At 69.1% G+C, this 25,694-nt stretch carries 24 protein-coding genes; 12 read left to right on the forward strand and 12 right to left on the reverse strand.

Features of this window, described 5'->3' with window-relative positions; all coding sequences use genetic code 11:
* Positions 1-311: 311 nt before the first annotated feature.
* The 3 genes from ACZ56L_RS24060 to ACZ56L_RS24070 all read right to left on the reverse strand — a co-directional run bounded on the left by ACZ56L_RS24060 (position 312) and on the right by ACZ56L_RS24070 (position 2,550).
* Positions 312-1,184 carry an RNA polymerase sigma-70 factor gene (locus ACZ56L_RS24060; RefSeq protein WP_471066190.1) on the reverse strand — a complete coding sequence of 291 codons (873 nt, stop codon included), beginning with the start codon at positions 1,182-1,184 and terminating at the stop codon, positions 312-314.
* The gene (locus ACZ56L_RS24065; protein ID WP_471066192.1) at positions 1,181-1,759 is read right to left on the reverse strand and encodes a carboxymuconolactone decarboxylase family protein; all 579 of its coding nucleotides are present in this window, start codon (positions 1,757-1,759) and stop codon (positions 1,181-1,183) included. Before ACZ56L_RS24065 ends, ACZ56L_RS24060 begins: the two co-directional genes overlap by 4 nt.
* Before the next feature lie 425 nt (positions 1,760-2,184).
* Entirely contained in the window at positions 2,185-2,550 is a 366-nt protein-coding gene (locus tag ACZ56L_RS24070) for a DoxX family protein (RefSeq protein WP_471066194.1), read from the reverse strand.
* A 60-nt stretch (positions 2,551-2,610) separates the two neighbouring features.
* On the opposite strand from ACZ56L_RS24070, the gene ACZ56L_RS24075 reads away from it, so the two are divergent.
* The gene (locus tag ACZ56L_RS24075) at positions 2,611-3,492 is read left to right on the forward strand and encodes a LysR family transcriptional regulator (protein WP_471066195.1); all 882 of its coding nucleotides are present in this window, start codon (positions 2,611-2,613) and stop codon (positions 3,490-3,492) included.
* 282 nt (positions 3,493-3,774) lie between these two features.
* Here the strand turns inward: ACZ56L_RS24075 and ACZ56L_RS24080 are convergent, their stop codons facing one another.
* Both ACZ56L_RS24080 and ACZ56L_RS24085 read right to left on the reverse strand, forming a co-directional pair.
* Positions 3,775-4,605 (reverse strand): hypothetical protein, encoded by an 831-nt coding sequence (locus tag ACZ56L_RS24080; RefSeq protein WP_471066197.1) that lies wholly within the window; start codon positions 4,603-4,605, stop codon positions 3,775-3,777.
* Positions 4,586-4,714 carry a hypothetical protein gene (locus ACZ56L_RS24085; protein ID WP_345219824.1) on the reverse strand — a complete coding sequence of 43 codons (129 nt, stop codon included), beginning with the start codon at positions 4,712-4,714 and terminating at the stop codon, positions 4,586-4,588. Before ACZ56L_RS24085 ends, ACZ56L_RS24080 begins: the two co-directional genes overlap by 20 nt.
* 56 nt (positions 4,715-4,770) lie before the next feature.
* Here ACZ56L_RS24085 and ACZ56L_RS24090 point away from each other — a divergent pair, with 56 nt between their 5' ends.
* Positions 4,771-4,905 (forward strand): hypothetical protein, encoded by a 135-nt coding sequence (locus ACZ56L_RS24090; RefSeq protein WP_471066200.1) that lies wholly within the window; start codon positions 4,771-4,773, stop codon positions 4,903-4,905.
* 199 nt (positions 4,906-5,104) lie between these two features.
* Here the strand turns inward: ACZ56L_RS24090 and ACZ56L_RS24095 are convergent, their stop codons facing one another.
* The gene (locus ACZ56L_RS24095) at positions 5,105-6,994 is read right to left on the reverse strand and encodes an SMI1/KNR4 family protein (RefSeq protein WP_471066202.1); all 1,890 of its coding nucleotides are present in this window, start codon (positions 6,992-6,994) and stop codon (positions 5,105-5,107) included.
* Between the two features lie 421 nt (positions 6,995-7,415).
* Here ACZ56L_RS24095 and ACZ56L_RS24100 point away from each other — a divergent pair, with 421 nt between their 5' ends.
* Entirely contained in the window at positions 7,416-7,952 is a 537-nt protein-coding gene (locus ACZ56L_RS24100; protein ID WP_471066204.1) for a protein kinase domain-containing protein, read from the forward strand.
* A 309-nt stretch (positions 7,953-8,261) separates the two neighbouring features.
* Here the strand turns inward: ACZ56L_RS24100 and ACZ56L_RS24105 are convergent, their stop codons facing one another.
* Positions 8,262-9,197 carry a transposase gene (locus ACZ56L_RS24105; protein ID WP_471066206.1) on the reverse strand — a complete coding sequence of 312 codons (936 nt, stop codon included), beginning with the start codon at positions 9,195-9,197 and terminating at the stop codon, positions 8,262-8,264.
* Between the two features lie 241 nt (positions 9,198-9,438).
* Positions 9,439-10,299, reverse strand: a complete 861-nt coding sequence (locus tag ACZ56L_RS24110; protein ID WP_471066208.1) for a polysaccharide deacetylase family protein — start codon at positions 10,297-10,299, stop codon at positions 9,439-9,441.
* A 170-nt stretch (positions 10,300-10,469) separates the two neighbouring features.
* Between ACZ56L_RS24110 and ACZ56L_RS24115 the strand changes: the two genes are divergently transcribed.
* A complete protein-coding gene (locus tag ACZ56L_RS24115) occupies positions 10,470-11,102 on the forward strand; it encodes a TetR/AcrR family transcriptional regulator (protein ID WP_471066210.1) in 633 nt (210 codons plus the stop codon).
* 588 nt (positions 11,103-11,690) lie between these two features.
* On the opposite strand, the gene ACZ56L_RS24120 is transcribed toward ACZ56L_RS24115, so the two are convergent.
* Entirely contained in the window at positions 11,691-13,670 is a 1,980-nt protein-coding gene (locus ACZ56L_RS24120) for a NucA/NucB deoxyribonuclease domain-containing protein (RefSeq protein ID WP_471066212.1), read from the reverse strand.
* Between the two features lie 370 nt (positions 13,671-14,040).
* On the reverse strand, positions 14,041-14,352 hold the full coding sequence (locus ACZ56L_RS24125; protein WP_471066214.1) for a hypothetical protein: 312 nt from the start codon (positions 14,350-14,352) through the stop codon (positions 14,041-14,043).
* 234 nt (positions 14,353-14,586) lie between these two features.
* Here ACZ56L_RS24125 and ACZ56L_RS24130 point away from each other — a divergent pair, with 234 nt between their 5' ends.
* The 3 genes from ACZ56L_RS24130 to ACZ56L_RS24140 are packed head-to-tail and all read left to right on the forward strand — an operon-like array spanning position 14,587 to position 18,145.
* The gene (locus ACZ56L_RS24130) at positions 14,587-15,111 is read left to right on the forward strand and encodes a PadR family transcriptional regulator (RefSeq protein ID WP_471066216.1); all 525 of its coding nucleotides are present in this window, start codon (positions 14,587-14,589) and stop codon (positions 15,109-15,111) included.
* Entirely contained in the window at positions 15,108-15,848 is a 741-nt protein-coding gene (locus tag ACZ56L_RS24135; protein WP_471066218.1) for an ABC transporter ATP-binding protein, read from the forward strand. The genes ACZ56L_RS24130 and ACZ56L_RS24135 overlap by 4 nt, the downstream gene beginning before the upstream one ends.
* Positions 15,845-18,145 (forward strand): FtsX-like permease family protein, encoded by a 2,301-nt coding sequence (locus ACZ56L_RS24140; protein ID WP_471066219.1) that lies wholly within the window; start codon positions 15,845-15,847, stop codon positions 18,143-18,145. Before ACZ56L_RS24135 ends, ACZ56L_RS24140 begins: the two co-directional genes overlap by 4 nt.
* A 738-nt stretch (positions 18,146-18,883) precedes the next feature.
* Here the strand turns inward: ACZ56L_RS24140 and ACZ56L_RS24145 are convergent.
* Complete coding sequence (locus tag ACZ56L_RS24145; RefSeq protein WP_471066220.1) at positions 18,884-19,855, reverse strand: ArsR/SmtB family transcription factor; 972 nt, start codon at positions 19,853-19,855, stop codon at positions 18,884-18,886.
* 54 nt (positions 19,856-19,909) lie between these two features.
* On the opposite strand from ACZ56L_RS24145, the gene ACZ56L_RS24150 reads away from it, so the two are divergent.
* From ACZ56L_RS24150 to ACZ56L_RS24165, 4 genes are all read left to right on the forward strand, one after another.
* Positions 19,910-21,208 carry an MFS transporter gene (locus ACZ56L_RS24150; RefSeq protein WP_471066221.1) on the forward strand — a complete coding sequence of 433 codons (1,299 nt, stop codon included), beginning with the start codon at positions 19,910-19,912 and terminating at the stop codon, positions 21,206-21,208.
* Positions 21,209-21,648: 440 nt separating this feature from the next.
* Positions 21,649-21,981: a nuclear transport factor 2 family protein gene (locus ACZ56L_RS24155; RefSeq protein WP_471066223.1), complete on the forward strand. Its 333-nt coding sequence runs from the start codon at positions 21,649-21,651 to the stop codon at positions 21,979-21,981.
* Between the two features lie 17 nt (positions 21,982-21,998).
* Positions 21,999-22,364, forward strand: coding sequence for a hypothetical protein (locus ACZ56L_RS24160; RefSeq protein WP_471066225.1), 366 nt, complete (start codon positions 21,999-22,001; stop codon positions 22,362-22,364).
* Between the two features lie 88 nt (positions 22,365-22,452).
* Complete coding sequence (locus tag ACZ56L_RS24165) at positions 22,453-23,013, forward strand: hypothetical protein (RefSeq protein ID WP_471066227.1); 561 nt, start codon at positions 22,453-22,455, stop codon at positions 23,011-23,013.
* A 444-nt stretch (positions 23,014-23,457) separates the two neighbouring features.
* Here ACZ56L_RS24165 and ACZ56L_RS24170 read toward each other — a convergent pair whose 3' ends face one another.
* Complete coding sequence (locus ACZ56L_RS24170) at positions 23,458-23,676, reverse strand: hypothetical protein (RefSeq protein WP_471066229.1); 219 nt, start codon at positions 23,674-23,676, stop codon at positions 23,458-23,460.
* Between the two features lie 1,053 nt (positions 23,677-24,729).
* Between ACZ56L_RS24170 and ACZ56L_RS24175 the strand changes: the two genes are divergently transcribed.
* Complete coding sequence (locus ACZ56L_RS24175) at positions 24,730-25,299, forward strand: peptidylprolyl isomerase (protein ID WP_471066231.1); 570 nt, start codon at positions 24,730-24,732, stop codon at positions 25,297-25,299.
* Positions 25,300-25,694 lie beyond the last annotated feature (395 nt).

The following is a 25,694-nucleotide window of genomic DNA, read 5'->3' on the forward strand; positions in this document are numbered from 1 at the left end:
GCCCGACCGAATCCGACACGACGACAGGCACCCGTTCAGCGGTCCGGAGCATTGCAGCGGAGACGACGCTCGCCACTTCCTGATCAGCGTCACTCGTGCGTCCGGTCTGACCTGGCCCGGCGGGGTCTTGCGCATCTCAGGTGGTAGGGCCTTTCGAGGGTCAGGGAAATCTATGTCGGATCGTGGGCTCAACCCCGCGTCCGTCCTGGATCCTCGGTGCTGGCCGCCGTCGGGTTCCGGCCGGGTGTGTGGTGGTGGGTGTTCCGGGCGGTTTCGCCCGGAACACCCACCATGCCAGGGCGGTAGTTGGCTTACCTGGCGAGTTCAACCGGTTCGTCCAGTCTCGTCAGTTTCCGCGGGTTTCTCACCAAGTAGACCCGGGTGATCTGCCCGTTCTCCACCACGAGACTCACCGCTGTGGGCAGCTCGCCGTCGATCTCGATCCGGCCCGCGGGTGCCCCGTTGAGCCACACGGCCGTTGTCGCGAGCGGGGTCGCTTCCGCCCGGTTCGCGCGCGCGAGTACCTTCGCCACGAGCTCGACCCCGTGGATCGGAGCCGAAGCGGCGGCCGCGAGCCCGCCACCATCGGCGATCAGGACCACGTCCGGCGCCATGACCTCCACAAGTTGCTGCAACTGCCCGGTACGCAACGCGAGCAGGAACCGCTCCACCACGGCCTGCTGCTCCGACCGGCTCACCCGCACCCGCGGCTGGCGGGCCGCCACATGCTCGCGCGCTCGCCGCGCGATCTGCCGTACCGCGGCCGCGGACTTCCCGATGGCCTCGGCGATCTCACCGTACGGCAGCTCGAAGACCTCACGGAGTACGAACACCGCCCGCTCGGTGGGCCCGAGCGTTTCCAGGACGGTCAGCATCGCGATCGAGACGCTTTCCGCGAGCTCTACGTCCTCGGCGACATCTGGGGTGGTCAGCAGCGGCTCCGGCAGCCACTCGCCGACATAGTCCTCGCGGCTGCGCGCCAACGTCCGCAGTCGGTTGAGCGCCTGCCGCGTGACGGTCCTGACGAGGTACGCCCGCGCGTCGCTCACCCGCGACGGGTCGACGCCGGCCCACCGCAGCCAGGACTCCTGCAGCACGTCCTCCGCGTCGGCCGCGGAGCCGAGCATCTCGTAGGCGACCGTGAACAGCAGGCTGCGATGGGCGACGAACGGGTCCTCGGTCATGATGCCGACGCTGCGCCGGACGTCTGAGGACGCCCGGCCAGCGGGATCTCGCAGGCATCGGAGTAGCCCTGCGAGGTGATCCCATGCGCCGTGTTGCACCTGGCCGCCAGGTTGGCGAAGCCGATGAACACGGTGAGTTCGACCAGCGCCGCCGGACCGAGTCGGCCGAGCAGACTCGCCGACAGCTCATCGGTGACGGTCGTCGGCGTGTTCGTCATGGCCTCGGCGTACTCCATTACCTCCCGCTCCAACGGCGTGAACACCTCCGACTCCCGCCAGCGCGGCACCTGGCTCGCCTTGGCCAGGTCCAGGTTCTGGTTCAGCGCCGCGAAGTAGTTGATGTCGAGGCACCAGCTGCAGCCGACCTGTGCCGCGACGGCCATGTGCGCGAACGTCTTGAGGCTCGCGTCGGCCGCGTCCCAGGTGGCCACCTTGGCTGCGAACTCCTGGCTGGCCTCGGCGAGCTCGGGGTTGTTCCACAGCACCTCGTTGGGCTCGGGCACGGAACCGAGCTGCTTGATCAGGTTTTCGCGGAGCCCGGCGGGGAGCTTGGCTTTCGGGATGCGTAGCGCCATGGTGTTCTCCTTGGACGTTTGCCTGTTTGGCATGAAGACACCGCCGCGCCCACGAATGTGACAACCACCATCGCCACTGCGCATGAATCGTCAACACGCACAGACCGACCCTCGGCCGCGTTCAGACAGCAGTGGCCGGAAGGTCATTCCTCCGTGCCGGCGCGTCCACGTCAGTGGCCGCCTCGCCCCTGGACGCGGTCACACCCAACGCCGGAGCCGGACCAGATCACCTGAGACAACACCCGCCATCCCGACTCCCGGGACCGGATCACCTGGGATCCCCGGCACCCCGGCGTCTCAAATGAACTGGTTGCCGCAGGTCACAGGACTGTCCACGGACCAGATCAACCGAGACCGGGCACAGGCCGGGTGACCTGTCGCCGCGAAGGCTGAGTGTTCTCATCGAACATTGAGCGGGGCCGCCATCAAGAGGACACCGTCAAGGCCAGCGAGGCGACGGCGGTGGCGAAATAGAAACCGGGGAATGCGAGGTTGTAGAGCACGCGGGCGCGCAGATGGAAGGCGAGCGCGCCCAGGTAGAGCAGGGCGAGGCCGCCGGCCGCAGCCGTGGCGAGGGGGCGCAGTGCGGCGTCGAAGAGGCCGAGGAGGAGGCCCGCCGCGCCAGCCAGCTTGAGGGTGGCCAGCCGGGGCAGCCAGGACCGGGGGACACCCACCTGCGCCGAGTTGGCCAGTACGAAGCGCGCCCCGGCGAGGTCGGCGGCGGCGATACCGACGTTGACGGCGACGGTGAGCAGGGTGACAACGAGAAAAGCGAGCTGGGTACTGGTCATGCCTTCAGGATCCGCGGGCACCGCGGCACCTACCAATACCTGCTTCTATAACCTGGTGGCATGGATGTGGACACGCGCCTGCTTCGGTACTTCGCCGCAGTGGCGGATGAGGGAAGCCTGACCGGGGCAGCGAAGAGGCTGTTCGTCTCGCAGCCCGCGCTGACCAAGCAGATCCGGCGCCTGGAGGACGATCTCGGTGTACGGCTTTTCGCGCGTTCGCGGTCGGGGATGGCACTGACTGAGGCTGGTCGTGAGCTCGCCTCCCGGGTGCCCGCACTGCTGGACAACTGGGACGAGGCGGTGCAGGCAACGGGTCAAGCGGCGCAGGTGCTGCGCCTGGGCTTCCTGGATGCGGGCGCAGTGGGTGCCGTCCCCGAAGTCATCGCCGCGTTCTGCAAGGCGCAGCCGGAGTGGCGGGTGGAAATGCGGCAGTTCGACTGGTCGGACCCGGGTGCCGACCTGGCCCGGGGGGAGGTGGACGCAGCAGTGGTGCGTTTGCCGTTTCCGGGACAAGAGAGGTTGACGGTGCGGGAATTGTTTACTGAGGACCGGGGGGTGCTGCTACCAGCCCGGCATCCGCTGGCGAACAGCGAGACGGTGGAGTTTCGGGAGCTGCGGGACGAGCTGTTCGTCGCGTCCGGAGCCGAGAGCGGAACCTGGAGGGAGCACTGGCTGGCCGTGGAGGAACGAGACGGGCACCCCGTCCGGGTAGGCGCCGTCACCAGCCGTCCCGACGAGTGGCTCGGAGCGGTGGCTGGCGGCTGCGTGGCGCTGGCCCCGGCGTCGGTGGCCCGTTTCTACTCCCACCCGGACGTGGTCTTCCGTCCAGTCCGCGGGGTCTCACCGAGCCGGGTTGGGCTGGTCCGGCCTCGGGGACGGACGCACGAGGCGGCGCTGGATGAGCTGCTGGAGGCCATCGTACGGCGACTGAGCCGGAGTTGACGACGGGGACGACAGACCGCCGGGGATACCCGGCCGTACCGGCACTACTGCCGACGCCGGCCGCGTTGAACGGCTCACCCACCACGAGGCCACCCGTCGCGGCCGCCTCGGCTGGGTGCGCACAGGCCATGACCGCTGGCCGTGCCGACCCGACGGCACTCAATGTTCGATAAGAACACTCAACCTTTGCTGCGACAGGTCACCGAGCTCCTTCGCCATCCCTCCTTTCACCGGCTGCGTCCCGACTCGGCGCCCAAGCACCTCTGATCCAGCCAGAGCAGTTCAGCGCACCGTGTACGTGCTGACCCGGTGGCGGGCGGTGTGCCGCTCCAGCTGTGCGCGCACGCCCGGGTCGCGGAGGTGGAGCTCCTGGACGTGCAGCAGCGTCGCACCGTCCCCGGTCGGCGGGCCGAGCGGCAGCAGCCGTACCTGCTGCGCGATCCCGTCCTTCCACCCGCCTGGCGTCTGGTGCCCGACGAGCTGGCGGACGACTGCGCCGGTGCACAGGTGGATCACCTTGCGGCGGGCCTGGAGGCAGCCGCGCAGGATCTGCCGCAGCGCAGCCGGGGTCTTCGGGGTGAGCTCGACCTCGACCGCGAACAGCAGCGGGGTGTCGGGGCGGATGACGACGAGGCCGGGCCAGTGCACCGACCGCACCCCCAACGGCACCGCCAGGGTCTCCCCGCGGCCTGCTCCGACCGGCGCCAACTGCGGTGTCCCGAGGCTGGCCAGGAGCTGCGCCGCCCGCCCGGGAACAGCGTCGGCGGTGCGCACCTCGCGCTCGGTGAGCACAACGGGAGACCCGGTGCCCGCCTCCTGGCGCACCCCGACATCCGCCAAGGCGAGGCGGTGCAGCAGCCGTTCGCTCGGAGGGTGCGGTGCTCCCAGCCCGGTGCCGGAGAGGCGGGCGCCGCATTCCGTCGTCCACACCACCGTCCCCGCCCACCGCGTCTCCGCCGACCGGAACAGCAGCCCCGCCTCGACCATCAGCCGCACCCGCGTCCGGGCCGTCTCCACCTGCCCGCCCCAGCACGCGGCCGCCGCCTGCCGCAGCGTCAACGACCCGTACCGGGTGGCCAGCGCGAGCAGCCGCTCATCCGCCACCGTGCGCATCCAACCGTCGCTCCGGGCCCCCGGCGCTCTGCACCGTGCGGCGCCGCTGCGCCCGCTCCCGGTATCCGCTCACCCGCACCGCGCTCTGCTCCCGCTGTTCCTTCTTCACCTTGTTCTCCCTCCTCCCTGTAGTTGCCGCGTGCGGCCTGCTGTGGTGCGGGCAGCGTGACGGGGGAAGCGGACACCCCCTCGCACGGCGGTCTCGACCGGCGGGCGGTCGACGTCGCGGTGCTCCCGGCGGTCAAGGAGAGGGGGCAGGGCGGAGGCCCGCAACTCGGGGACGGGGCCGTACGCTCGTGATCGTTACTGCGCTCGCCAGCACACCAGGGGGAGGGAGACCCGATGACACGCAAGGGCCCGAACTGGGAGCTGCACGAGGACACCAAGGGGCGCCCAGATCCGGGCTGGGGCCTCGACCAGCGCCCGCGCGATCGAACTGAGTTGAAACCGCGGTCGGTCGTCGCCAGTGGGCCCGCCACGGGGGCGGGCCCACTGGCGGTCAGGACCGGTGCCGCGCGAAGCTGAGGTAGGCGAAGCCCTCACCTGCGCGTGGCGCCCGGGTCCAGGAATGGGTGGTGAAGGTGTGGATCCTGCCTTGGGTCAGCGCGAAGCGGGGGAGCGAGAGTCCCAGTTCGGTGTGCAGGGCCTCCAGCACCCGCCGTTCGTTGTCCCGCTCGGTATCCTCCGGCCGGAACAGCCGTGCGGGGTCCAGGGTCTCGGGTATCGCGCCGGAGCGTTGGATCTCCGTGCCCCGCACGGTGAAGGCGTAGAGCTCCTGGCCGTGTTCGGCCACCGATAGGTGGAAGGCCGACGGATCGTCCGGGGACGAGCGGCTCGGGTCGGACCACACCACCACCGCGCGGCCGGACGACGAGGCGGCCGCGGCCGGGGACAGGAACAGGCCGTGCAGGTGGCGGTGGGAGGGCCCGTCGAAGGCGAAGGCCCACCCTTCAGCCGTGCGGCCGACGGCGACGACGGCCCGGTCCTCCCAGAGTTCCACGCCCTCCCGCTCGTGGGGTTGGGGCGCCCGCCGGAAAGACCTCGACAGATCGACGGGCCGGCTCAGTTCGGCGCCCTCCTCACCGATCAGGGCAGGCAGGCCGACGGGATCCGCCCCCTCGACCCAGACGCAGCGGTAGCCGTCGAGCGGCTGCCCGTGCCTGAACGGCCCCGCCAGCCAGGTGAGGCCCGGCGGATCGAGATCGGGCACCGGCTCGGGAGCGGGGCCCGTCTCACCGGCCCGCGGTGTCGCGAGGATCTCCCGCCCGCGCTCCGGAGTGATCAGCGGCCCCAGGACCGGATCGGCGAGCAGGCCGAGCGGGACGACCATCAGCGGCCCCGGCGCCTCCCACAGCGGTAGCGCGTCCCGCAGCACGTGCCACGCGGCGTCGGTCGCGCCCCAGCGGGCCGCCTCCCGGGCCTCGGCGACGGCCCGGCCCCACGGACCGGGAGGCGCGTACTGATGGGTGCCGTCCCGCACGGCGCCCAGCACGGCCTCGGCGATCTCCGGGGCGGCCCCCCGGGCGCCCATCATCCGCAGCCACTGCTCATCCCCGCCCGACCACTCCCGGCCGTTCGCCTGCTCCATGGCCTCCATGGGCAGGATCTCCGGCTGGTACAGCGGGTCCGCCACCAGGTCGCCGTGGCTCTGGGAGCCGCTCGGAGTGAGCATCTGCCTGAGCTGGTTCAGCAGGACGGCGCTGCGCGGCCTCCCGAAGGAGAACGCCTCCTGCAGCAGGGGCAAGGCATCCTCGTACCGTCCGCGCAGGGCCAGCAGACGTGCCTCGTCCACGTGGACGTCTTGGGTGAGCGTGGTCGCGTTCACGAAATCGGGTTGCGCCGCTCGGTCGGCGTGGAAGCCGCGGTACATGGCCTCCATGTATGCGCGGAACGAGGGATAGCGGTCGGGCACTTCACCGCTCCAGCCCTTGTAGACGTAGAGTGCCCACTCGCCGTCCTCGCCGCTGTCGCCCGGGTCGAGAAGGGCGTGCGACATGTCGGAGTCCGTTTCCAGGCGCAGCGCCCGCTGCCACATGCCGGCCAGCAGCACGTCCTCCTCGCGGGGGCCGTCGCCCGGATCCGGCTCGTACAGCGCGGTCATGTCGTACGGATCCCGGAACCAGTCGATATCTGAGGCACCCCCGAGCCGGTAGATCCCGGCCGTCTGGTCGACGTGCCACCCGTCGCTCGCGGCCAGGAACCCCCGATACGAGGGCGGCAGCCGCCGCCCCAGCCGCTCCTCGGCCACGGCGATCACCGCCTCGTCCGCCCCAGGCAGGCCCGGGCGGACGAGGATCTGCTCACCGTCCTCGTCTGCGTCCGGGCGCGGAACCCACTCCTCCTGCCACCGTCCCAGGAACTCGTGCCAGTTGAACGATTCGCTACTCATGGCCGGATGGTGTCACCCGGCACTGACAAGGCGGCACTCTGTTCTCATCTACCGCGAGGGCGTGGCCGTCGGAGCCAACCGACTCCGCGGCCGACGCCGCTGGAGCCAGCCGGCCATCTTCGCCAGCAACCATCGGTACAGCGCCGACACGTAGGAGGAGAGCACCGGCGCCACACTGGCCGAGCTGCGCGATACGCCGGCCACGGTGACACGAAGGCTCCTCGGCCCCCTGCTCCGTTCACTGGACTCCGAAGAGGCATTCGCGAAGGCCCTGACCGACGAGGAGTGACCCTCGCTGCTCCGCGAGGCGGCATGGTCCCCGGACAATCAGCCCGCCGTGTGTCAGTGGGGCCTGAGACTATAGAAGCAGGGCGAAACAGCCCTCACCGGGCAGCGGTTGACGATGGAGACAACGCGCACCATGACACTGGCACTGAACAAGGAATGGGGCGTCGGCGCCCGTATCGGGGGTGGCGGCTTCGGTGCCGTGTTCGAGGCGGTGAGCACCGACGGCGAGAAGGCGGCGGTGAAGCTCGTGCCCAAGAACCCGGGGACCGAGCGCGAGATGCTGTTCACCGACCTGGCCGGCGTCCGCAACGTGGTGCCGGTCATCGACAGCGGCGAGCACGAGGACCAGTGGGCACTGGTGATGCCCCGGGCCGAGAAGTCCCTGCGTGACCACCTCCAGGACCACGGCCGACTGCCCCTCAACGAGGCGGTCGCCGTCCTGTCCGACGTCGCCGAAGCACTCACCGACCTCAAGGACCGCGAGGTCGTCCACCGCGACCTCAAGCCGGAGAACATCCTGCTGCTCGGCGGCCGCTGGTCTGCCGCCGTTCGTACGTCGGCAGAGCTGTTTCGGGCACCGGCGCCGGGTAGTGGCTTACCGGTCAACGCCAGAGCTCAGGGATGGCCTGGATTTGTGTGTAGAGATCCCAGTCCTTCGGCTTGTCCGTAGGAAAATGCCAGCGGGCTCCGTGCCCGATCCAGTACCCGCGGAGCTCACGAGTCCCTGCGATTCCGGCTGGCTGCGTCTGCGCGTCCCAGCCGCAGCAACTGCAGATCGCAGAGCTCGGCCAGGTGCCTTCGAAAAACGGACCTCCGGCGTAACCACAAACACGGCACAGCTCTTCGTCGTCGTTACTGCGGATGGGGTTTCTGAGCGGGTCAATCTCTTCCATAGAGCCCATTTTGCCGGTCTGCCCCTGCTAACGAGCTCGTGCACGGTAAGCGGTGAGACGTCGAGGGGCAGTTCGGCCTGTGATTTTCACCTGCGTGGCCCCGGTGTCAGGTCGACGCTCTGCTGATGGCTGAGGAGGCCGGCGATGGCCTGGATGGTGTCGCTCATGTGCTCTCGGCGGCCGAGGTGACGGGCCGGGGCCCGCCAGTTCTTGAGGTGGGCAATGCCGTGCTCGACTGGGATGCGCCGTGAGGAATGTGCCTTGCGCTGCCGTTCGTGCCTATGTTCGTACCCGTCGGGGACGTTCTTCTTGGACTTACGGTGCGGAGGTGTCACCACCTGGCCGCCGGTCTGCGCGCCGAGTCTCTGGTAGCCGGCGTCCCCGAGGATCTCCACCACAGGTCCGCCGGCGAGGAGTTGGACCAGGCCGAGCTGGCGGGCGTGAGTGATGTCCGGGCAGCTCGCAGGCCGGGTCGGGCTGCACCACAGCACGCGTCCGGAGGCGTCGGTGACGACCACGGACTTCACGGCGTTCTGCTTGTTCTTGCCGGAGATGAACTTCTCCCGGCCCCTGCTTCCGGCCGCGGGGCGCCGGACACGGATTTTTGTGCCATCGATGATTCCGGTCCTCCCGCTCTTGCCGAGGTGGCTGACGACCTCGGCAAGAGTCCGCAGCCGGACTCCTCGGCTGACGGTGCAGCCCCGCCCGGCAAGCAAGGGCCGCACCTCGTTGACGGCACGGGTAATGGTGGAGCGGTCTACGCCGAACCAGCAGGCGAGTACGTCGTGGGTGGCCGCACGGCGCAGGTGGACCAGGATGGCCAGCAGCCGGTCGACGAACACCAGCTGGTGCTTCGCACCAGCCCCCACGGCACGCTTCCGCTGCCGGGAAACGAGCCGGGCCTGATGGCGAGCGTGCCACAACGGGCCCACCTCAACGACGAGTTCGCCGATCACATCGGCCGTCAGGCCGGTGATCCGGCGGTTGCTGACGATCGCTGCCCGATCCACGTTCCCCACCACGCCTCCATGGTGGGCCATGAAGACCTCGACGTCTCACCGCTTACCGTGCACGAGCTCGTTAGGGCTGCGAGGCCAACCAAGCAGACACAAGCATTCACGCAACACGCCCAGACTGGACACAGAAGGTCGGGATGTAGGTGATTTCCACTGTGCGGTCGTGGGCGCGCGTCTCGGTGGCGCGTCGGTGGTCCCGTGGTTTTCGTGGGTACGCGGGACCGCCGTCGGTGCCGTGCGCGCGGTGTCAGTCGGCGGTGGTGCGCGCGTAGTGCTCCGCGATGTCGTCGCTGGTGGTCGTCCACACGCCGGGGTGGTTGACCACGTATTCGAGCGCTTGGTCCAGGTACTTCATCCGGAACGCCTGGCCGGTCACGAAGGGATGCAGCGCCAGCGCCATCACGCGGCCGCTGTGCTCCGAGTCCGCGTACAGCTGGTCGAGTTGGTCCTTGACGATCTGTACGAAGTCGGGGCCGCTGAGAGAATGGGCCGTGAACAGTCCCAGGTCATTGAGTTCGAGTGTGTACGGGACGCTCAGGAGGCCCGGTACGTTGAGCCGGAACGGCTGGTCGTCGGCGGTCCAGTCCAGCACGTAGCGCAGGCCGAGTTCGGCGACCAGCGCCGGGGTCTGGAACGTCTCGCTGAGAGCGGGCCCCATCCAGCCGCGTGGCCGCTGCCCGGTCGCCTTCTCGATGGTCTCGACGACGTCGGTCAGGTATGCGCGCTCGTCCTCCTCGACTTCCGCCTGCAGGGTGGAGTTGTTCTTGCCGTGCGCGAGCCAGGCCCAGCCGCGCGCCCGGCCGGCTTCGACTATCTGCGGGTAGTGCTCGGCGACATCGGAGTTGAGCAGCACGCTCGGGCGCACCCCGTGCCGGTCGAACGACTCGATCATCCGCCAGATCGCCACTCGGGCGCCGTAGTCGCGCCATCCGTGGTTCAGGGGATCGGGTACGAGCGCCGCAGTTCCCTGGTTGATGCTGGTGGACGGTTTGCCGAGCAGGAAGTGTTCCACGTTGAGGCCGACGTAGAACGCCACGCGGGCGCCGTCGGGCCAGTGGATGGGCGGGCGTTCGGTGATGGGGCTGTAGTCGTACAGGTCGTTGTGCATGGGATTCCCTTCGCAAGAAACCACCGTTTGACGGCCATTGATAGGAGACGATCCGTGTCGGATCGCGAGCCGACACGGATCGTGTCGTAAGTTCGCATCCACGTCAACACGAACCGGATCGTCTCCCCTGGGGTAGCGTGAGCCCCTGAGCAGACGGAGGCGACAGCAACATGAGCACGACGCATGCACCCGACCCCGCCCGGCGCAACCCGCAGTCGACGGCCGCGATCCTCGAAGCCGCGCTCGACATGGCCCGGGAGAGCGGCCTGGCGCGCGTCAGCATCGAAGGAATCGCAGCCCGCGCCGGTGTCGGCAAGCGGACCGTCTACCGCTGGTGGCCGTCCAAGGGCGCGGTCGTCCTCGACGCATGGGCGCAGCAGCTCGGCGAGCGCCTGCACCAACGTCTCGAGGCCGCGCAGACCGGCGACTTCGAGGCTGACCTGAAGCTGATGGTCAAAGACGCGTGGATCGACACGATCGGCGATACACGCCGCGTGCTCGCCTCGATCGTCGCCGAGGCCCAGCACGATCCCGACCTTGCGGCGGAGTTCCGCAAACGCCTCATCGATCCCGCCACCGCGCTGGTCGCGCAGCGCATCCGCCGCGCCCAGGCGGACGGACAGGTCGCCGCAGACATCGATCCGCACCGCGCCATCGAGCTGATCTACGCCCAGCTGTACTACCGGCTGCTCATCGTGCGAGGACCGGACAGCCCGGACGACGCGGCCTTTGTCGAGGACGCCGTCGAGCTCGCCATGCGCGGACTCAGACCCCCTCGCCCACCGCGTCGCAAGCAGGGCTGAGCAGCCGCCCAAAGCCATGGCCTACTTCCGCGGACGCGGCCTCTGCGCTCGGCACGCGGAGCCCCAGAGCGCCGCATGCACCGAGCCTGACCCACGCGTCCATATCGGCACGGACGACCTGTTCACGGTGACGGAGTCGTTGCAGATGTTCGCGTACGACATCGGTGCCGAACGCCGGACGGTAAAGGACTGGCGTTACACCGCCCGACCACCTCTCCCCGGCACGGCGGTCAGTGCTGACCAGGTGCCACCCGCCAGCATCCGTACGGCTTCCTGCGGATGTGAGTGGGGTCGGCACCCGTACGGTCGTGAGCGCACGTTCCTGACAGGACGAAGCACCCTGCCGCCCTCTCCACCCACTGCCTGGACATCACCGAGCCGAAGACCACGATCGGCCTGCTGGCGGACTACCGCCTCTACACCGCCCGGCGGGCCCTGTTCGACAGGGGAAACAGTCATACCGGGCCCGGAGGCCGACGGCCCCATTGCGGAGCCGCAGAAAACATAACCGGGGGACACTGATCATTCGGTGCCCTGAGGGCAGGGGCCACAGCGCGTCACAACACGCCACCCCGCACCCACCGCCGATCACGGCGTGGGTGGCGCCCCACCCCCAGAGGCAGTCAAGGCGAACGCGTCCTGGTCGACGACCCGCTCGTTCCCGTAGAACGCGCCCAGGAGGCTGCCGCTATAAGAGTTCTGCTTCGCGTTGATCATGCAGACGCTGTAGCCCGTGGGACCGGTGGTGATCGGCAGGTCTGGGACGTTGCAGTTCGTATGGACAGTGCGGCCTGGACCGTTCGAAGTGGCCGCGCCCTCCGTGGTCGAGGCGAAGGGGTATTCGTCGCAGGACCTGCCGGTCAGGCGGCGCTGCTGGTACACCGCGCCCGACCGGGGGCAGGACTTCTGGCGGTTGATGTCTCGCTTGACCTTGTCGGCTTGGCGGTGCAGCGGGCGGTCGGTGGCGCCGGGCAGGCCAGAGCGGATGGCTTCCTGAACATGCCAGGTCTGCTCCGGTGTGGATCCGGTCAGTTCGAACACGGGGGTGCGGCCGGGGACTACGCAGCCTTGCCGGAAGTTTCCTGAGGAGGTCTTCATGGTCGAGTCGCAGCGGAAGCTGTTGTTCGGCAGATTGCCGAGGTTGGAACGGGTGACGTCGGCGTCTAGATTTCCCAGATACCAGACGACCCTCACGGACCGGTATTTGAGGGCGCCGTCCGCCATGGGTCGTTCCTTCCACTTGATCACGATCACCTTGGAGGTGCCGGGTTTGATCACCGAGCCGTTGGCGGCACCCTCCACGCTGTAGGCGTCGGTGCCGTAACCGAGGTAGTTGGGCTCGTAGCGGAAGGTCGGCGTGCCGACGTTGCCGATGAACGCCCCGAAGTCGACGCGGAATTCCTGCTGTATTTCCCCGGAGCGGTGTGAGGACAGGATTCCGGTCTTGATGGTGTACGGGACGCTGCCCACTTTGGCGCCTGCGGTGTTGATGACTTCGACTTCCAGATGGGGGTGGATGGCGCAGGCGTTCTTCCGGGTGCTTCGCCACTGGCCGTCCCAGGGCGACTCCGCGGTGCACCAGCCGGGTATGAAGTACCCGTGGGTGTCCGGGCCGTCGATGTTCGGGTCCTCGTCCATCAGCCGCGTGCGGGCGGTGCCCGGCTTCTGCCGCATGCAGGACTGGCCGCTCTGGCAAGGGTCCAGGGTGATCGCCTTGCCCTGGGTGATCGGCCCCGCCTTTCCGGTACGGGCGTCTTCCGCGAAGTCGGACCAGGTCACCGGCCGAGCGTCGGGCACGGTGGGCTCGGCGTCCCCGTCGTCGGGGTCGGTCGCGGCCACCGGGTCGGTGGGGAAGCCCATGGTGCCGAACTGGAACTCCTGGTCCCAGGAGGAGCCGCGCGGCTGCTGGCCGGCGACGGGATAGCCGTAGGGGCCGCGTTCGTAACCGGACAGTTCCCATTTGCGCAGGAGTCCGCCGCTGATCGGATGCGCTCCGTAGGCCTCGGTCCAGTAGATCATTCCGTGCTCGAAGCGGGTGGCCCGGCCCAGACCGTCCGGGGTGCGGAATTCATCGCTGATCGGATAGCCGAGGTAGCCGGTCTCCCAGCCCGCCTCACCCCACTTGTCGCGGATGGCTCCGTGTACCGCGTAGGCCTCGTTGAGCTTCCAGTAAATGGTGCCGTGCTCGAAGTACTGGCGCCGCCCGATGTTGTCCGGGTTCACGATCTCGTCGGAGGTGGGGTAGCCCAGCGGTCCGGTCTCGTAGCCGTTGCGGGCCCACGCGGCGAAGAAGTGATTGACCACGGGGTGGGCTCCACCCTGCGGCGACCAGAAGATGGGCCCGTTGACGAACTCGGTGCGCTTGCCGTATCCGTCGGGGTTGGTCAGTTCGTTGGACTTCGGGAAGGAAAGGAAGCTGTTCGGGCCGCCAAGTTCGTTGTACTTGTCTCGGATCGCGCCACACACCTCGTACGGCGCGGGCCAGTACACCTGGCAGTCGGCGGCGACCCGCCGGGCCTCCATCGTCTCGGCCTTGTCGGCGTCGGCCTTGGTGAACCCCTTTGGCACCCGCTCTCGGTCCGAGCGCATGTGGCCGGGAGCGACCTGGTTCCTCGGCGCGGCCGTCGGCCGCCATCCCGGCGAGTCAGGCGCTGCGGAGGCGACTGTGGTGCCGCCCCCCAGCGTGACCACCATGACCATGAGCACCAACAGACCCCGCGTATACACCGCGATCCCTCCCTCGTCCCCCGCGGCGAATCCCTGTTCGCCCTTCGTGAGGGTAGACCGCAACCCCCGTACGACAACCAGACCGCATGGGAATCAGCCACCCCGGGAGCCCCACGGACGGCAACGTCCGCCGGCCTGGCGGGCTTAACCGCCCACCAGACCCCCGGTGGTTCGCAGCCGCAAGCTGTTCATCACCACGAACGGCGCCAGTTCAGGCCGGGCGGGCGGTGAGCAGGGCGTGCCCGCGGATTCGCCTCCACTCCCGGTGCGCGGCGTGGTCGGGGTTGGCCGGCGGGACGGGCCACACCGGGCGCCACCGCAGGGTGCGGCCGGGCGGGGCAAGGACCTGGTCGGGACGGTCGTGGCCGGCGCCGTCGCCGGGGAGCCAGTGCTCCAGCACGACCAGGGGCCCCAGGTACCGGGCGGCGAGCTCGGCGGTGATCTCCTCGGCCGCGTTGGTGATGCCTACGCCACGGCCGTTCTCGGTGACGACCGCCAGGTGGCCGCCATCGGCGGCAGCCACACGCGCAACCCAGCCATCCCGCCTCCACCGGCGCAGGATGACGGGAAGGCGAAGGCCGGGTCGGAGACAAGCGGAGTGCGTGTGTGCTGGCTGCGTGCGGCGGCTCCGCCTGCACCGTACTCGTCGGTTCCGCCAGCAGCGGCCCACTGGTGAAGAAGGGCTGAGGCGGCTGCCCCGGTGCTCAGGCGCTTTTCGCTATACACGCTGTGTATACACCGTGTGTATAGTCAGATCATGACCATCAGCCACACGCTGCTCGGCCTCCTGGAGGCCGGCCCCCGCCACGGTTACGACCTGAAGCGCACCTTCGACGAGAAGTTCGGGCACGACCGCCCCCTCGCCTACGGCCAGGTCTACGCGACGATGTCCCGCCTGCTGAAGAACGGCCTCGTCGAAGTCGACGGCACCGAGTCCGGCAACGGACCCGACCGCAAGACCTACGCCATCACCGACGCCGGGATCACCGACGTCGAACAGTGGCTCGCCGCCCCCGAGAAGCCCGAGCCCTACCTCCAGTCGACCCTCTACACCAAGGTCGTCCTGGCCCTGCTCACCGGCCGCCCCGCCGACCGGCTCCTGGACACCCAGCGCTCGGAGCACCTGCGGCTGATGCGCAACCTCACCGACCGCAAACGCCGCGGCGACCTCGCCGACCAGCTGATCTGCGACCACGCCCTGTTCCACCTCGAAGCCGACCTGCGCTGGCTGGAACTGACCGCCGCCCGCCTGGACCGCCTCGCCACGGAGGTACGCCGATGAACGCCCAAGGCCAGCCCGGTGATCCGGAGGCATCGCCTGCCTACACCGCTCCGCCCGGTTCGCTTCTTACCGCTACCGACGTGTTCAAGACGTACGGTGCGACCCCCGCCCTCGACGGGTCGCACTTCTCCATCCATCCCGGCGAGGTGGTGGCCGTCATGGGCCCCTCGGGCTCCGGCAAGTCGACGCTGCTGCAGTGCCTGGCCGGGATCGTGACTCCCGACTCGGGCACCGTCATTTACGACGGCCGTGATTTGTCCGCCATGCCGGAGCGCGAGCGCAGCGCCCTGCGCCGCTCGGACTTCGGCTTCGTCTTTCAGTTCGGCCAACTTGTGCCCGAGCTGACCTGCGTGGAGAACGCCGCCCTGCCGTTGCGTCTGAACGGTTTCAGTCGCAGGAGCGCCGAGCGAATGGCGCTGTCCTGGATGGAGCGCCTCGAAGTCGACACCCTCGCTGCCAAGCGCCCCGGTGAGGTCTCCGGAGGCCAGGGCCAGCGCGTTGCGGTCGCCCGTGCCCTGGCGGGCGGCCCCCGAGTGCTGTTCGCGGACGAGCCGACCGGCGCGCTGGACTCCCTCAACGGCGAACGTGTCATGGAGCTGCTGACCGAGGCCGCCCGTTCCGCCAATGCCGCCGTCGTCCTGGTCACCCACGAGGCTCGCGTCGCCGCTTACTCCGACCGGGAAGTCGTCGTACGCGACGGCCGGGCGCGCGATCTCACCTTGGAGGTCATCGGATGACCGCCCTCGGCGACCTGCGCATGGGAATGGAGTTCGCAGTCCGCGGAGGCCGCGAGGGATGGATACGGACGGCCCTTACCGCGATCGGCGTCGGCCTCGGCGTGACCCTGCTCCTGGTCACCGCTGCGATACCGAACGCGCTGGCTGCGAGGGACGAACGCGGCTTCGCGCGCGGCGAGTTCGCTGGGCGCGTCGACGCTCCCGGCCCGGACACACTCTTGATCGGAGCGGTGGAGACCGAATTCCACGAGCAGGCGGTACGCGGACGGCTCGTGCAGCCCGAGGGGCCGCGGGCTCCGGTGCCGCCCGGCCTGACTGCTCTGCCGAAGCCCGGCGAATTGGCCGTCTCGCCCGCTCTCAAGGCGCTCCTGGAGTCCGACGAGGGCGAACTGCTGCGGGAGCGCCTGGGGGGCCGGGTCACTGCCCTCGTCGAAGACGCCGGGCTGCTGGGGCCCAATGAGCTGACCTACTACAGGGGGACCGACCGCCTCGCTCCAAGTGCCACCGAAGTCAGCCGGATCAACGCTTTCCGGGGCTCATCGAAGCAGGGCCTGGACACCACCCTGCTGCTTCTTGTCGTCGTCGCCCTCGTGGTGCTGCTCGTCCCGGTCGCGGTGCTGATCGCGGCTGCCGTCCGTTTCGGCGGCGACCGCCGCGACCGGCGGCTCGCCGCCCTGCGGCTGGTCGGTGCCGACGCTCGTTCCACCCGCAGAATCGCCGCAGGCGAGGCCCTTGCTGGTGCGTTCGGCGGCCTCATGGTGGGCAGCGCGCTGTTCTTCCTGGCCCGTTCCCAGTCCGCGCTGATCACGCTGGAGAGCATCAGCGTGTTCCCTGCCGACCTTGCCCCAGCACCCTGGCTGGTGGCGTTGATCTGTCTCGCAGTGCCTGTGGCCGCAGTCCTGGTGACGCTCCTGGCGATGCGCAGCGTGGTCATCGAACCCCTCGGTGTGGTCCGTACGGTCAGGCCCAGGCGCCGCAGAATCTGGTGGCGGCTGCTGCTGCCCCTCAGCGGACTGGCTCTGTTGCTGCCGCAGATGCGCGCGGGCACCGGGGGCGGCAACTTCGACCAGGCCCCAGTCATCGCCGGCACTGCGCTGACGCTGACCGGCGTCACGGCCGTACTGCCGTGGCTGGTCGAAACGGTCGTGGCGCGTCTTGGCAAGGGGCCCGTGGCCTGGCAGCTGGCGGTGCGCAGACTCCAGATGAGCAGTGGTACTGCCTCCCGCGCGGTCAACGCCATCGCGGTGGCAGTGGCCGGGGCAATCGCTCTCCAGTTGCTGTTCGGTGAGACGTCCGACCGGTACTCCAAGGACACTGACACCGTCGCTTCCCGCTCGGACATGTGGGTCCAGGTCGAGGCCGGCAGTCCTGCCGCCGCCCGGATCAGGACCCTGAAGGAGCGGCTGGCCGCGATCCGAGGCGTTGATCTCACCCTTCACCTGTCCCACGTTTCCGTGGGTGACACGCCGACGGCACCCCAGAAGACCACCCTGTTGACGGTGGGCGACTGCACCTCGCTGCGGAAGATCGCAACTCTCCCGTCCTGCAGGGACGGAGACTCCTTCCAGACAGGCAGCGGCAACCTCGCGGGCATCGCGGCGGGACAGCGGGTTTTCCTCGACCCGAAGCTTGAGAAGGCGTCTGGCCGGGCTGTGCCCTGGACCCTCCCGAGCGGAGCAGCCAGCAAACAGGCCCGCCTCAAACCCCAGCATGATCTGTCCGGCGGCATCCTGGCCACTCCTGGGGCCCTGCCGGCCATGGCCGGGACCGCGCTCAGCCACAGTTTGGATCTGATGGTCGACCCCGCGGTGCCAGACGCTGCCGAACGGATACGCAATGCCGCCACCGCTGTCGACCCGTTCGTCCGGGCCGAAGGAATGGCCGAGGTCGAGGTCGACAGCAGGTTCAGCCGTATCCGCAGGGCCCTGCTCGCTGGTGCGACGTGCGTACTGCTGCTGATCGGGGCGAGCCTGCTCATCTCACAACTGGAACAGCTGCGCGAACGGCGCAGGCTTCTCGCGACACTGGTGGCGGTCGGAGTACGGCGCTCCACACTCGGGTGGTCGGTGCTGTGGCAATCAGCACTCCCCGTGCTGCTGGGACTGCTGCTCGCGGTTGTCGTCGGCAACGGGCTGGGAGCGGTATTGCTCCGCATGACGGGAATGCCGGTGAACTTCGACTGGGGAACTGCTGCAGCGATGACGGGAATCGGAGCGTCAGCCGTACTCCTCGTCACAGCCCTGAGCATGCCGGCTCTATGGCATCTCATGCGACCAGAAGGGCTCCGCACGGAGTAGACGAGCGGCAGCCGCTCCGCCCGGGGAATTGCACGCGGATCGTAGGCGCAGAGAGTAAGAGGACGATATCGATGTCGCACCATGACCAGGCCGGCCTTGCCCCGAATCGGCAGCTGCAGGCGGCCCGGTCGACAACAGTGAATGCCGTCGCGATCGCGGCCCTCTCGCTGATATGTCTCGGGGCAGTCACCGTGCAGGCTGAGGCCGCCAGTGGAGAGGAGCCGAAGCCGCCCTCCACGTCAGCGACCTACGGGCGACAGATCACGCGCTGATCAGGGGCCGGAAGAAGCAGGGACTCCAGTGACAAGGACGTGCCAGCGACCGGAAAGTGCGTCAAAGGCCAGACAGCAAAAGGCGGGTCGGCTTCCGACACGGTGTCGGTGCCCTGCGTGCCACCTGGGCCGAGGCCTTCGGCACAGTGGCACAGACCGTGGTCGAAAGTGGCAGCCCCCAGCACCCCCGCATCCCCGCCTCCGTGACCAGGGGGCAAGCCTGCCGGAAGCCGGGACGAGGAAGGAGCCAGGCGCCGTGAACGGTATGCGCTCTGTTACGTGCCGTCATTTCTACCGCCAAGGACGGGCGGCGATGACCCTGTACGGCCGCATGCTCGGCCCCGGCGGCCACCTCCTCAGAGGTGGCCGCCGGGCTGGCGACTGACCGGTGGCCATACCGTTCCACCTGAGGTCACAGCCCCACCGCAACCGTGCAATTCCGGCCGCAACTGTGCGACGTGGCCTCTCAGGCGGCCCCCTGCACCAAAGCCTCAGCGATACCGGTGCGCGCGTACAGCACCATCCGCCCTACCCGATGCGCTGAGACCAGGCCGGCAGTGCGCAGCGCGGTCAGGTGTTGGGAAGCACCGCCCGGGGTGACGCCGATGCGACCGGCCAGGTCCGTGGTGGATGCGGGAGCCGTCAATTCGGCCAGCAGCCGCGCGCGAGTACGTCCAAGGACTCCGGCCAGAGCCTCGCACTGGGGTGGAGGCTGCTCCTGCCACAGGCCACCCACGCCGAGCGGCGGGTAGCGCAACGTGGGCTGGTAGCTGTCGCTCTCCAGGATGGAGAAGATCCGGGGCCAGGTAAAAGCGGAGGGGAGCAGCAGGAGCCCGCGGCCGCCGAGTTGCTGGGACCCGCGCAGTGACCCGTGGGGGGCGCGCAAAGTGGTTTCGTCCCAAGTGAGTTGGGGGTTCAGGTCCGCCAGGAGACGATGTGCCCCGCCTTCGGCGAAGTGCTGGGCCCGGCGGGCGATGTCTCTTTCGTGCAAGGCGAGGATGCGCGCCCAGTAGGGGGCGAGCGCCACCTCCCAGTACGCGGTGATGGTGTCTGCGAGCCGGCCGAGCCCCAGCCCGGCATTCTCGCGCAGGGCTGCCACGGGATGACGGACCGCCGGGTCGGTTGTCCGTATCAGGGCGGTCGGGGTGGCACGAAGGGCTGCCAATTCCGTTTCCAGCGAGGGCTGCGGGGCTGCCGGGGGCGGTGCGAGGAAGCCGACGATGCCGGCAGTGGGTACGGGCACCAGATCGAACAGGGGAGTCAGGTCCAGTTTCGCCGCCGCGAGTGCCGGAACGGCCTGTGCCGCCCAGCGTCGGTGCAGCCCCTGGGTGTCGGCGCCCTTCAGGACCCGCACACTGGCCACCACCTCCCACAGGGGGGACACGGCGAACCGTGTCAATGCCAGATCCTTCGCTGTGAACCCGATCTCCACCACCATTTAGCAGAGCCTAAATCACTGGTTCAGGGAGCCGAGTCACGGCAGGTTGCGGCCATGTCTCCCCACACAGACACCCCGCAGCAGACATCCGGCTTCCGCGTCTTCTTCGCCGCGCTCGCGCTCGCACAGCTCGGCACTCATACCGGTCAGATCGCCCTCCCCCTCGTCGCAGTACTGGCCCTGGACGCCGGTCCGGGCCAGGTGGGGGCTCTGGCCGCACTGAGCACGGCGGCATTCCTGCTCATCGGCCTGCCCTGCGGAGCATGGGTGGACCGGATGCGCCACCGCCAGGTACTGATCGTTGCGGACCTGACGCGGGCGGCGCTGCTCGCCACCGTGCCCGCCGCATGGGCCCTGGGAGTGCTGACCCTGGAGCAGCTGTATCTGGTGGTGGCTCTGAACGGTTGCGCAACGGTCTTCTTCGACGTGGGTTCACAGAGCGTGCTGCCCCATCTCGTCGCCGACCACAGGCTGATACGCGCCAATACCACCGTGACCGGCCTCCAGGCCGCCGGAAACGTAGCCGGCGGGGCAGCGGGCGGCGGTCTCGTGGCTCTCATCACGGCACCGCTCGCCGTGGCCTGCACGGCATTGCTGCACCTCGCCTCGGCAGTGTGCCTCACAGGCATCCGCCCCCGCCCGGCACCACGGCGCCACCTACCAGACACCTCCCTACGCATCCAGGTCACGGAAGGGATGCGTCACGTGTTCCGTCACCGGGAACTGCGTGCGCTCGCACTGTCCGCCTCCCTCTCCAACCTGGGCACCCAGGCCATCAACACCCTGCTGCCCGTTCTGTTCGCACGCGAACTCCAGCTCTCGACAGCGGTGCTGGGCCTGTACTGGGCAATGGGCGGAGCAGGGATTCTCCTCGGGGCCCTCTGCGCCCGCCCGCTGGCGGCACGCGCCGGATACGGAAGGGCCCTGAGAATCAGCGGTCTGTGCACGGCTCCCGCCGCGCTACTGATCCCCCTGCTCGACCACGGGCTGGGACTCCTGGCGGCCGGTACGGGATGGTTGCTGATAACCGTCAAGATCGGTGTCGACAACGTTCTCGCCATCACCCTCCGGCAACGCCTGACCCCCGCGCCCCTCCTCGGCCGCATGAACGCCACCTTCCGCTTCATGCTGAGCGGCGCACTGGCAGTAGGCGCCGCCCTCTCCGGCCTCATCGGGGAACTCGCCGGACCGCGCACGGCCCTATGGGGAGGGGCCGTCTGCCTCATGCTTGCCTTCCTGCCGGTCTTCCTCTCCCCGATCCGCACACGACGTGAGCTGCCGGAGCAGGTGGGAGCCGAGAACAGGGCCGGTGCCCCGGCGGCCCCGGACCGCCGGCCGGTGGAGAAGAACTGAGTGATCTACCACCTCATGCGGGTGAGTCCTGCGGCATCCGACCGAACAAACCACCGACCAGGCCATCGAAGAGGCACAACGACATCGCCGGAGTCGCTGCCGCCCCCGCAGCCCGCCCCCAAGCCGTACGACACCCACCCCCCCCCGCCATCCGGTACGAGTCCTGACCGATCAGGCGAACCATCAGGTCGCGCACGACGACGCTGGTCGCCGACCGCCACCGACGTGAAGAGCACGTACCACCAGCTGGCATCGGCAGCCCGTGGCCTCCGGCATCTGGGGTTTCCGGACAAGCACCTGGTTCGTTTTCCGGGCGGCTGACATTGCTGCGCTGCACCGTGGGCGCGACACTCCGCCCTGACCTCGCCGCCTGCCTGAAGACCTCTCCCGCTACCATCCATCCCGACCAAAACCCGATCAAAGAAGGAGCCCGCGCGCACATGACCGATCCGTGCCTGGTGGTCGAGCGGCAGCTCGCCGCCTACAACCATCACGACATCGACGCGTTCACCGCCACCTACGCGACCGACGTCGTGGTGAACCGCCGTGACGGCAGTCAAATTGAAGGACGTGAGGCGCTGCGGGAGATATACGCGCCGCTGTTCGCTCAGGGCCGTTGCAGGGCGGAGATCCTGGCCCGGCTGGCCGAAGGGGACTGGGTCGTCGACCACGAACTCGCCCACTCACTGGGCACATCCGGCACCCCTCTCCGCGTCCTAGTGGCCTACCGGGTGTGCGACGGCCTCATCAACCGCGTCGACTTCCTCGCCTGAGGACCACTGTTGCCGCCGTGCGGGGCCGGGCGTACGACGTCGTCGCCCACCAGCAGGCGGCGGTGCCCGAGCTGCTGCTCGCGCCCGAGCCGGCCGACCCTAAGTACGACGACCCCGAGCCGGAGGCTGGTCGCGGGGAGGCGATCGACATGACGGCGCTGCGGGCCCTGCGGAAGTCCCGCACGGACCTGGAAGCCCTCGATCTCACCGCCGACCGACTGCGCCGCATCCAGGAGGCGGCCACCAAGATGGTCAACGACTCCCGTGCCCGCACAGACCGCCGCACCGCACCAGCCGACGCCGACGCGATGCGCCCGGACGGCCAGCAGGCGCACTACCTACAGCAGCCCGGACTGCACCGCGGCCGGGAGGCCGGCCACTGAGTGGACCCGATGGCGTACACCCGGTGCGGTGGAGCCCACCGCTGGGGAGTGGACGACACCGTGAGCCGGCCCGCTGGCCCACGCCCTCGTGCGGTGCGCCACCGCAATCCGCTACGACTCCGTTGCCGCGTCACCGAGCGGTCTGCGGCTGCGGGCCGCGATCGAGTCCCTGCTGAAGGCAGCACGCCGCGCTCCCCTCGACGTCGGCGACGGCGAGCAGCTGGCCAAGGACTGCCTCGCCGGCCTCAGGCTCCAGTTCCAGGACTGGCGGTGGACACCTGCGGATGCCGACTGGGACACGATCCACACCTGCGGCCTCACCGGCGGCCGGGTGATCCCGGCCTACACCGGAGGCGTCATCGGCGGCAGCCTCACCGGTCAGGAGCAGGCCGGCCTCCTCCTGAACGCCGCCCCCGCCCTGCGGCACGCAGCCGCGCTGCCCTCCACCGGGCCGATCCCTCTTCTCCTGACCGCCGTCGCCAACCTCTGCGACGCCCTGCGCAAGCCCGTCGACAAGGCGGCACGGACCGGGCTTCCCCTGGACCGGGCGGCCGGACCCGACGGGCTCGACGTCATCCGGCAGATCGAGGCGACGAACGTGCTCTTCCACCAGCTCGCCACCATGCTCAGTTCGCTGCTGCCCCGCTGACCCCCCTCTTGCCCCGCTGCCGACGTCGCACTGAGCACCATGGCCAGTGCGATACCGCCGGCGGAGGGTGGTGCCGTACGACGAAGCGCGGGCGTGGCCAAGACGCGACTGGCCGATGACGGGTGACCGATGACCGGTCACCGCCTCGGCCGGGAGTTGCATAGGCCGGTCACGGCGTTGACGTGCTGCTTGACCGATCGCGGGAGACGGCCCGGTCACGCCCGGCCCGCCGATCGGTCACGAGTTCTGTTGGGCAAGCCCTCGCCACGGAGGGCTTGCCCAGCGTCCGGGCCGCAGGGCGGGACGGCCCCCGAGCTCGTGGCGTCACCGTCTGGGAGGCGGTGGCCGAAGGCCGTACCCGCGGTGGGATCCTGCCGGGCAAGCCTTAGGGGAGCCTGGGCAAGCCCTCTGTGTGGGCGGGCTTGCCCAGGACAGACGGTTCGGTCAGCGGTCTGCTTCCGGGTCGGCCGCTTTGGCCGGGCCGGTCTCCGGATCCGAGCCGTCATCGACGCCGGAAACCGCTGCGTCGTCGTCATCGTCTTCGGCGGGACTCTGAAGTCCCGCCGTCAACGCGGCTGCGGCGATCTGGTTGATCGTCGTCTGCGGGATGAGGTGGCTGTAGTCGATCTTTGGTACGAGGTGGCTGAAGTCGAGCGTGGGCATCGAAGCTCTGATCTGCTCGGCGAAGCCGCACCTGGCTCAGGGAGGGGTTGCACCGGAAGGAGGCTGCAGAGGTGCCTGGAGGGGTGCACTGGGCGGGGGACCGAAGGGGTGACCGGCGGTGGGACCCCCCGCATCTGGTGATCTTGCATTTGTGCAGCTCAGGGGCCGTGGGCAAGCCCCCTTCGCGAAACGACACCTCTTTGTCCGCGATAGCCGGACCAAGAGGCCTGTCCCGGGTCCGGGGGCCGGCGGCGCCGCGCTGAACGAATGCATGAGGGCGGCCCTGCACAAGATGTGGGACGAGCCGGGGCCGGCCCCGGTGCAGCGGGGCTCGGTCCCCCCTGATGACCCAGGAGTTCCGGGCCGCCGTCGCCCGTACCGGCACCTGACCGGATTGACCACCCGCTCGACCGCCAGGTCGACCGGGTCCCGGTACAGCACTGCTCTCCCTCTCCCCGTCCACGGCCGTGCTTGCGGTGGCCGTCTGCTTTCTGCCGGGCGGCAACTACAGGATGAGGAGAAGCGGAGCGCGGGGTGGGAGGGACGTGTGGCCGGCGGCGGCTGTCGGACGGGTCGCACATGCGGGTGGCAGTCCGGGCAACAGCCTGAATCCAGTGCTGGCGGCGGTGGATACTCGCGCCCCTGCGGATGAGCATGGCCCTGGGCCTGGATGCGAAAGAGCTGAAGGCGGGCACGGAAGGGGCGATGCCGTAGCTGACCCCGACAGGTCTGGCGGCCGAAGCGCTCGCCCCGGGCGCCCCCGGGGAAAACCCGCCATACATGTTCTGAGTGTCCTCTGACACCGCACCTGGATCGATTGCCACTGAAGTTGGACCAATGACGGCCACCCTGAGTTCCTCAGCCATCCGGTACGTCGGGTGTTTTAGTCCGCCTGGGTGAATGGGAGCCATATCTGCTCGGCCTCAGTGGTGCACAGCGAGAGGATCGCAGGGACTAGGTCTCAGTCGACCTGACCATCGCCGGCGACCCGAGTCGCGAGGGGAAGCACACCGCGGCTGTGCTGTCGCCACGAACCCGGAAGGATCACCGACTGTGGAGTTTCCCGCTATTCACGTACCTGGCTCCGGCCAGCTCCATGCCCGCCTGATCACCTCGCTCGGCGACATCGTGATTCGCCTCGAAGAAGACCGCGCGCCCGACACGGTCAAGAACTTCGTCGGCCTGGCAACAGGCACCATCGACTGGAAGGACCCCACCTCGGGGGCGTCGATGCGAGGCACGCCGCTGTACGACGGCACCCGCTTCCACCGGGTCATCCCCACCTTCATGATCCAGGCCGGAGACCCTCTCAGCCGCTACCCCGACCAGGCCGACCGGTGGGGCCAAGGCGGTCCCGGCTACAAGTTCTCCGACGAATTCCACCCGGAGCTGCGCCACAGCGGCCCCGGCGTGGTGTCCATGGCCAACTCCGGCCCCGGCACCAACGGCTCTCAGTGGTTCATCACCGAGGACGCGACACCCCACCTGGACAACAAGCACACCGTCTTCGGACAGGTCGTCACCGGGCAGGACGTCGTGAAGACGATCGCCAACGTGCCCACCACGCGGGACCGCCCCGACTCGGACGTCGTTCTGCAGCGAGTCGAGGTCTTCCGTCAGTAGGCCGAGCCGACGGAGGACGTGTCCCCCGACAACGAACCTTGTTCGATTGCCATTGAAGTCTGACGAACCGCACTTTCCTGTCACCGAAGCTTGAGTACTCGAGGCGCTCGCTGGTCTGGGAGCGCGGTGTGACGCGTGCGTGAGCGGGTGCAGCGTTCTCGACCTCGCCAGCTGCTGATCTTCTCCAAGAAGACCTTGTCCTGGTGTCCGATGCAGGTGTCCGCTTTGGGGTGCCGGTGATGGGCGCGGCTGACGGAGGAGTGTGGCCGCCAGGGCCGGCCGGGCCCGCGGTCGGCGGGGGTCGGTACCCGCAGCAGCTTGGCGGTCCGGGCGACCTTGACAGCGTGAATCACTCCTTTGAGTGGGAGCGGGCGTCACCTGCGGCATCCGGATCT

The organism is Streptomyces sp. NPDC039736 (genome assembly GCF_055596485.1).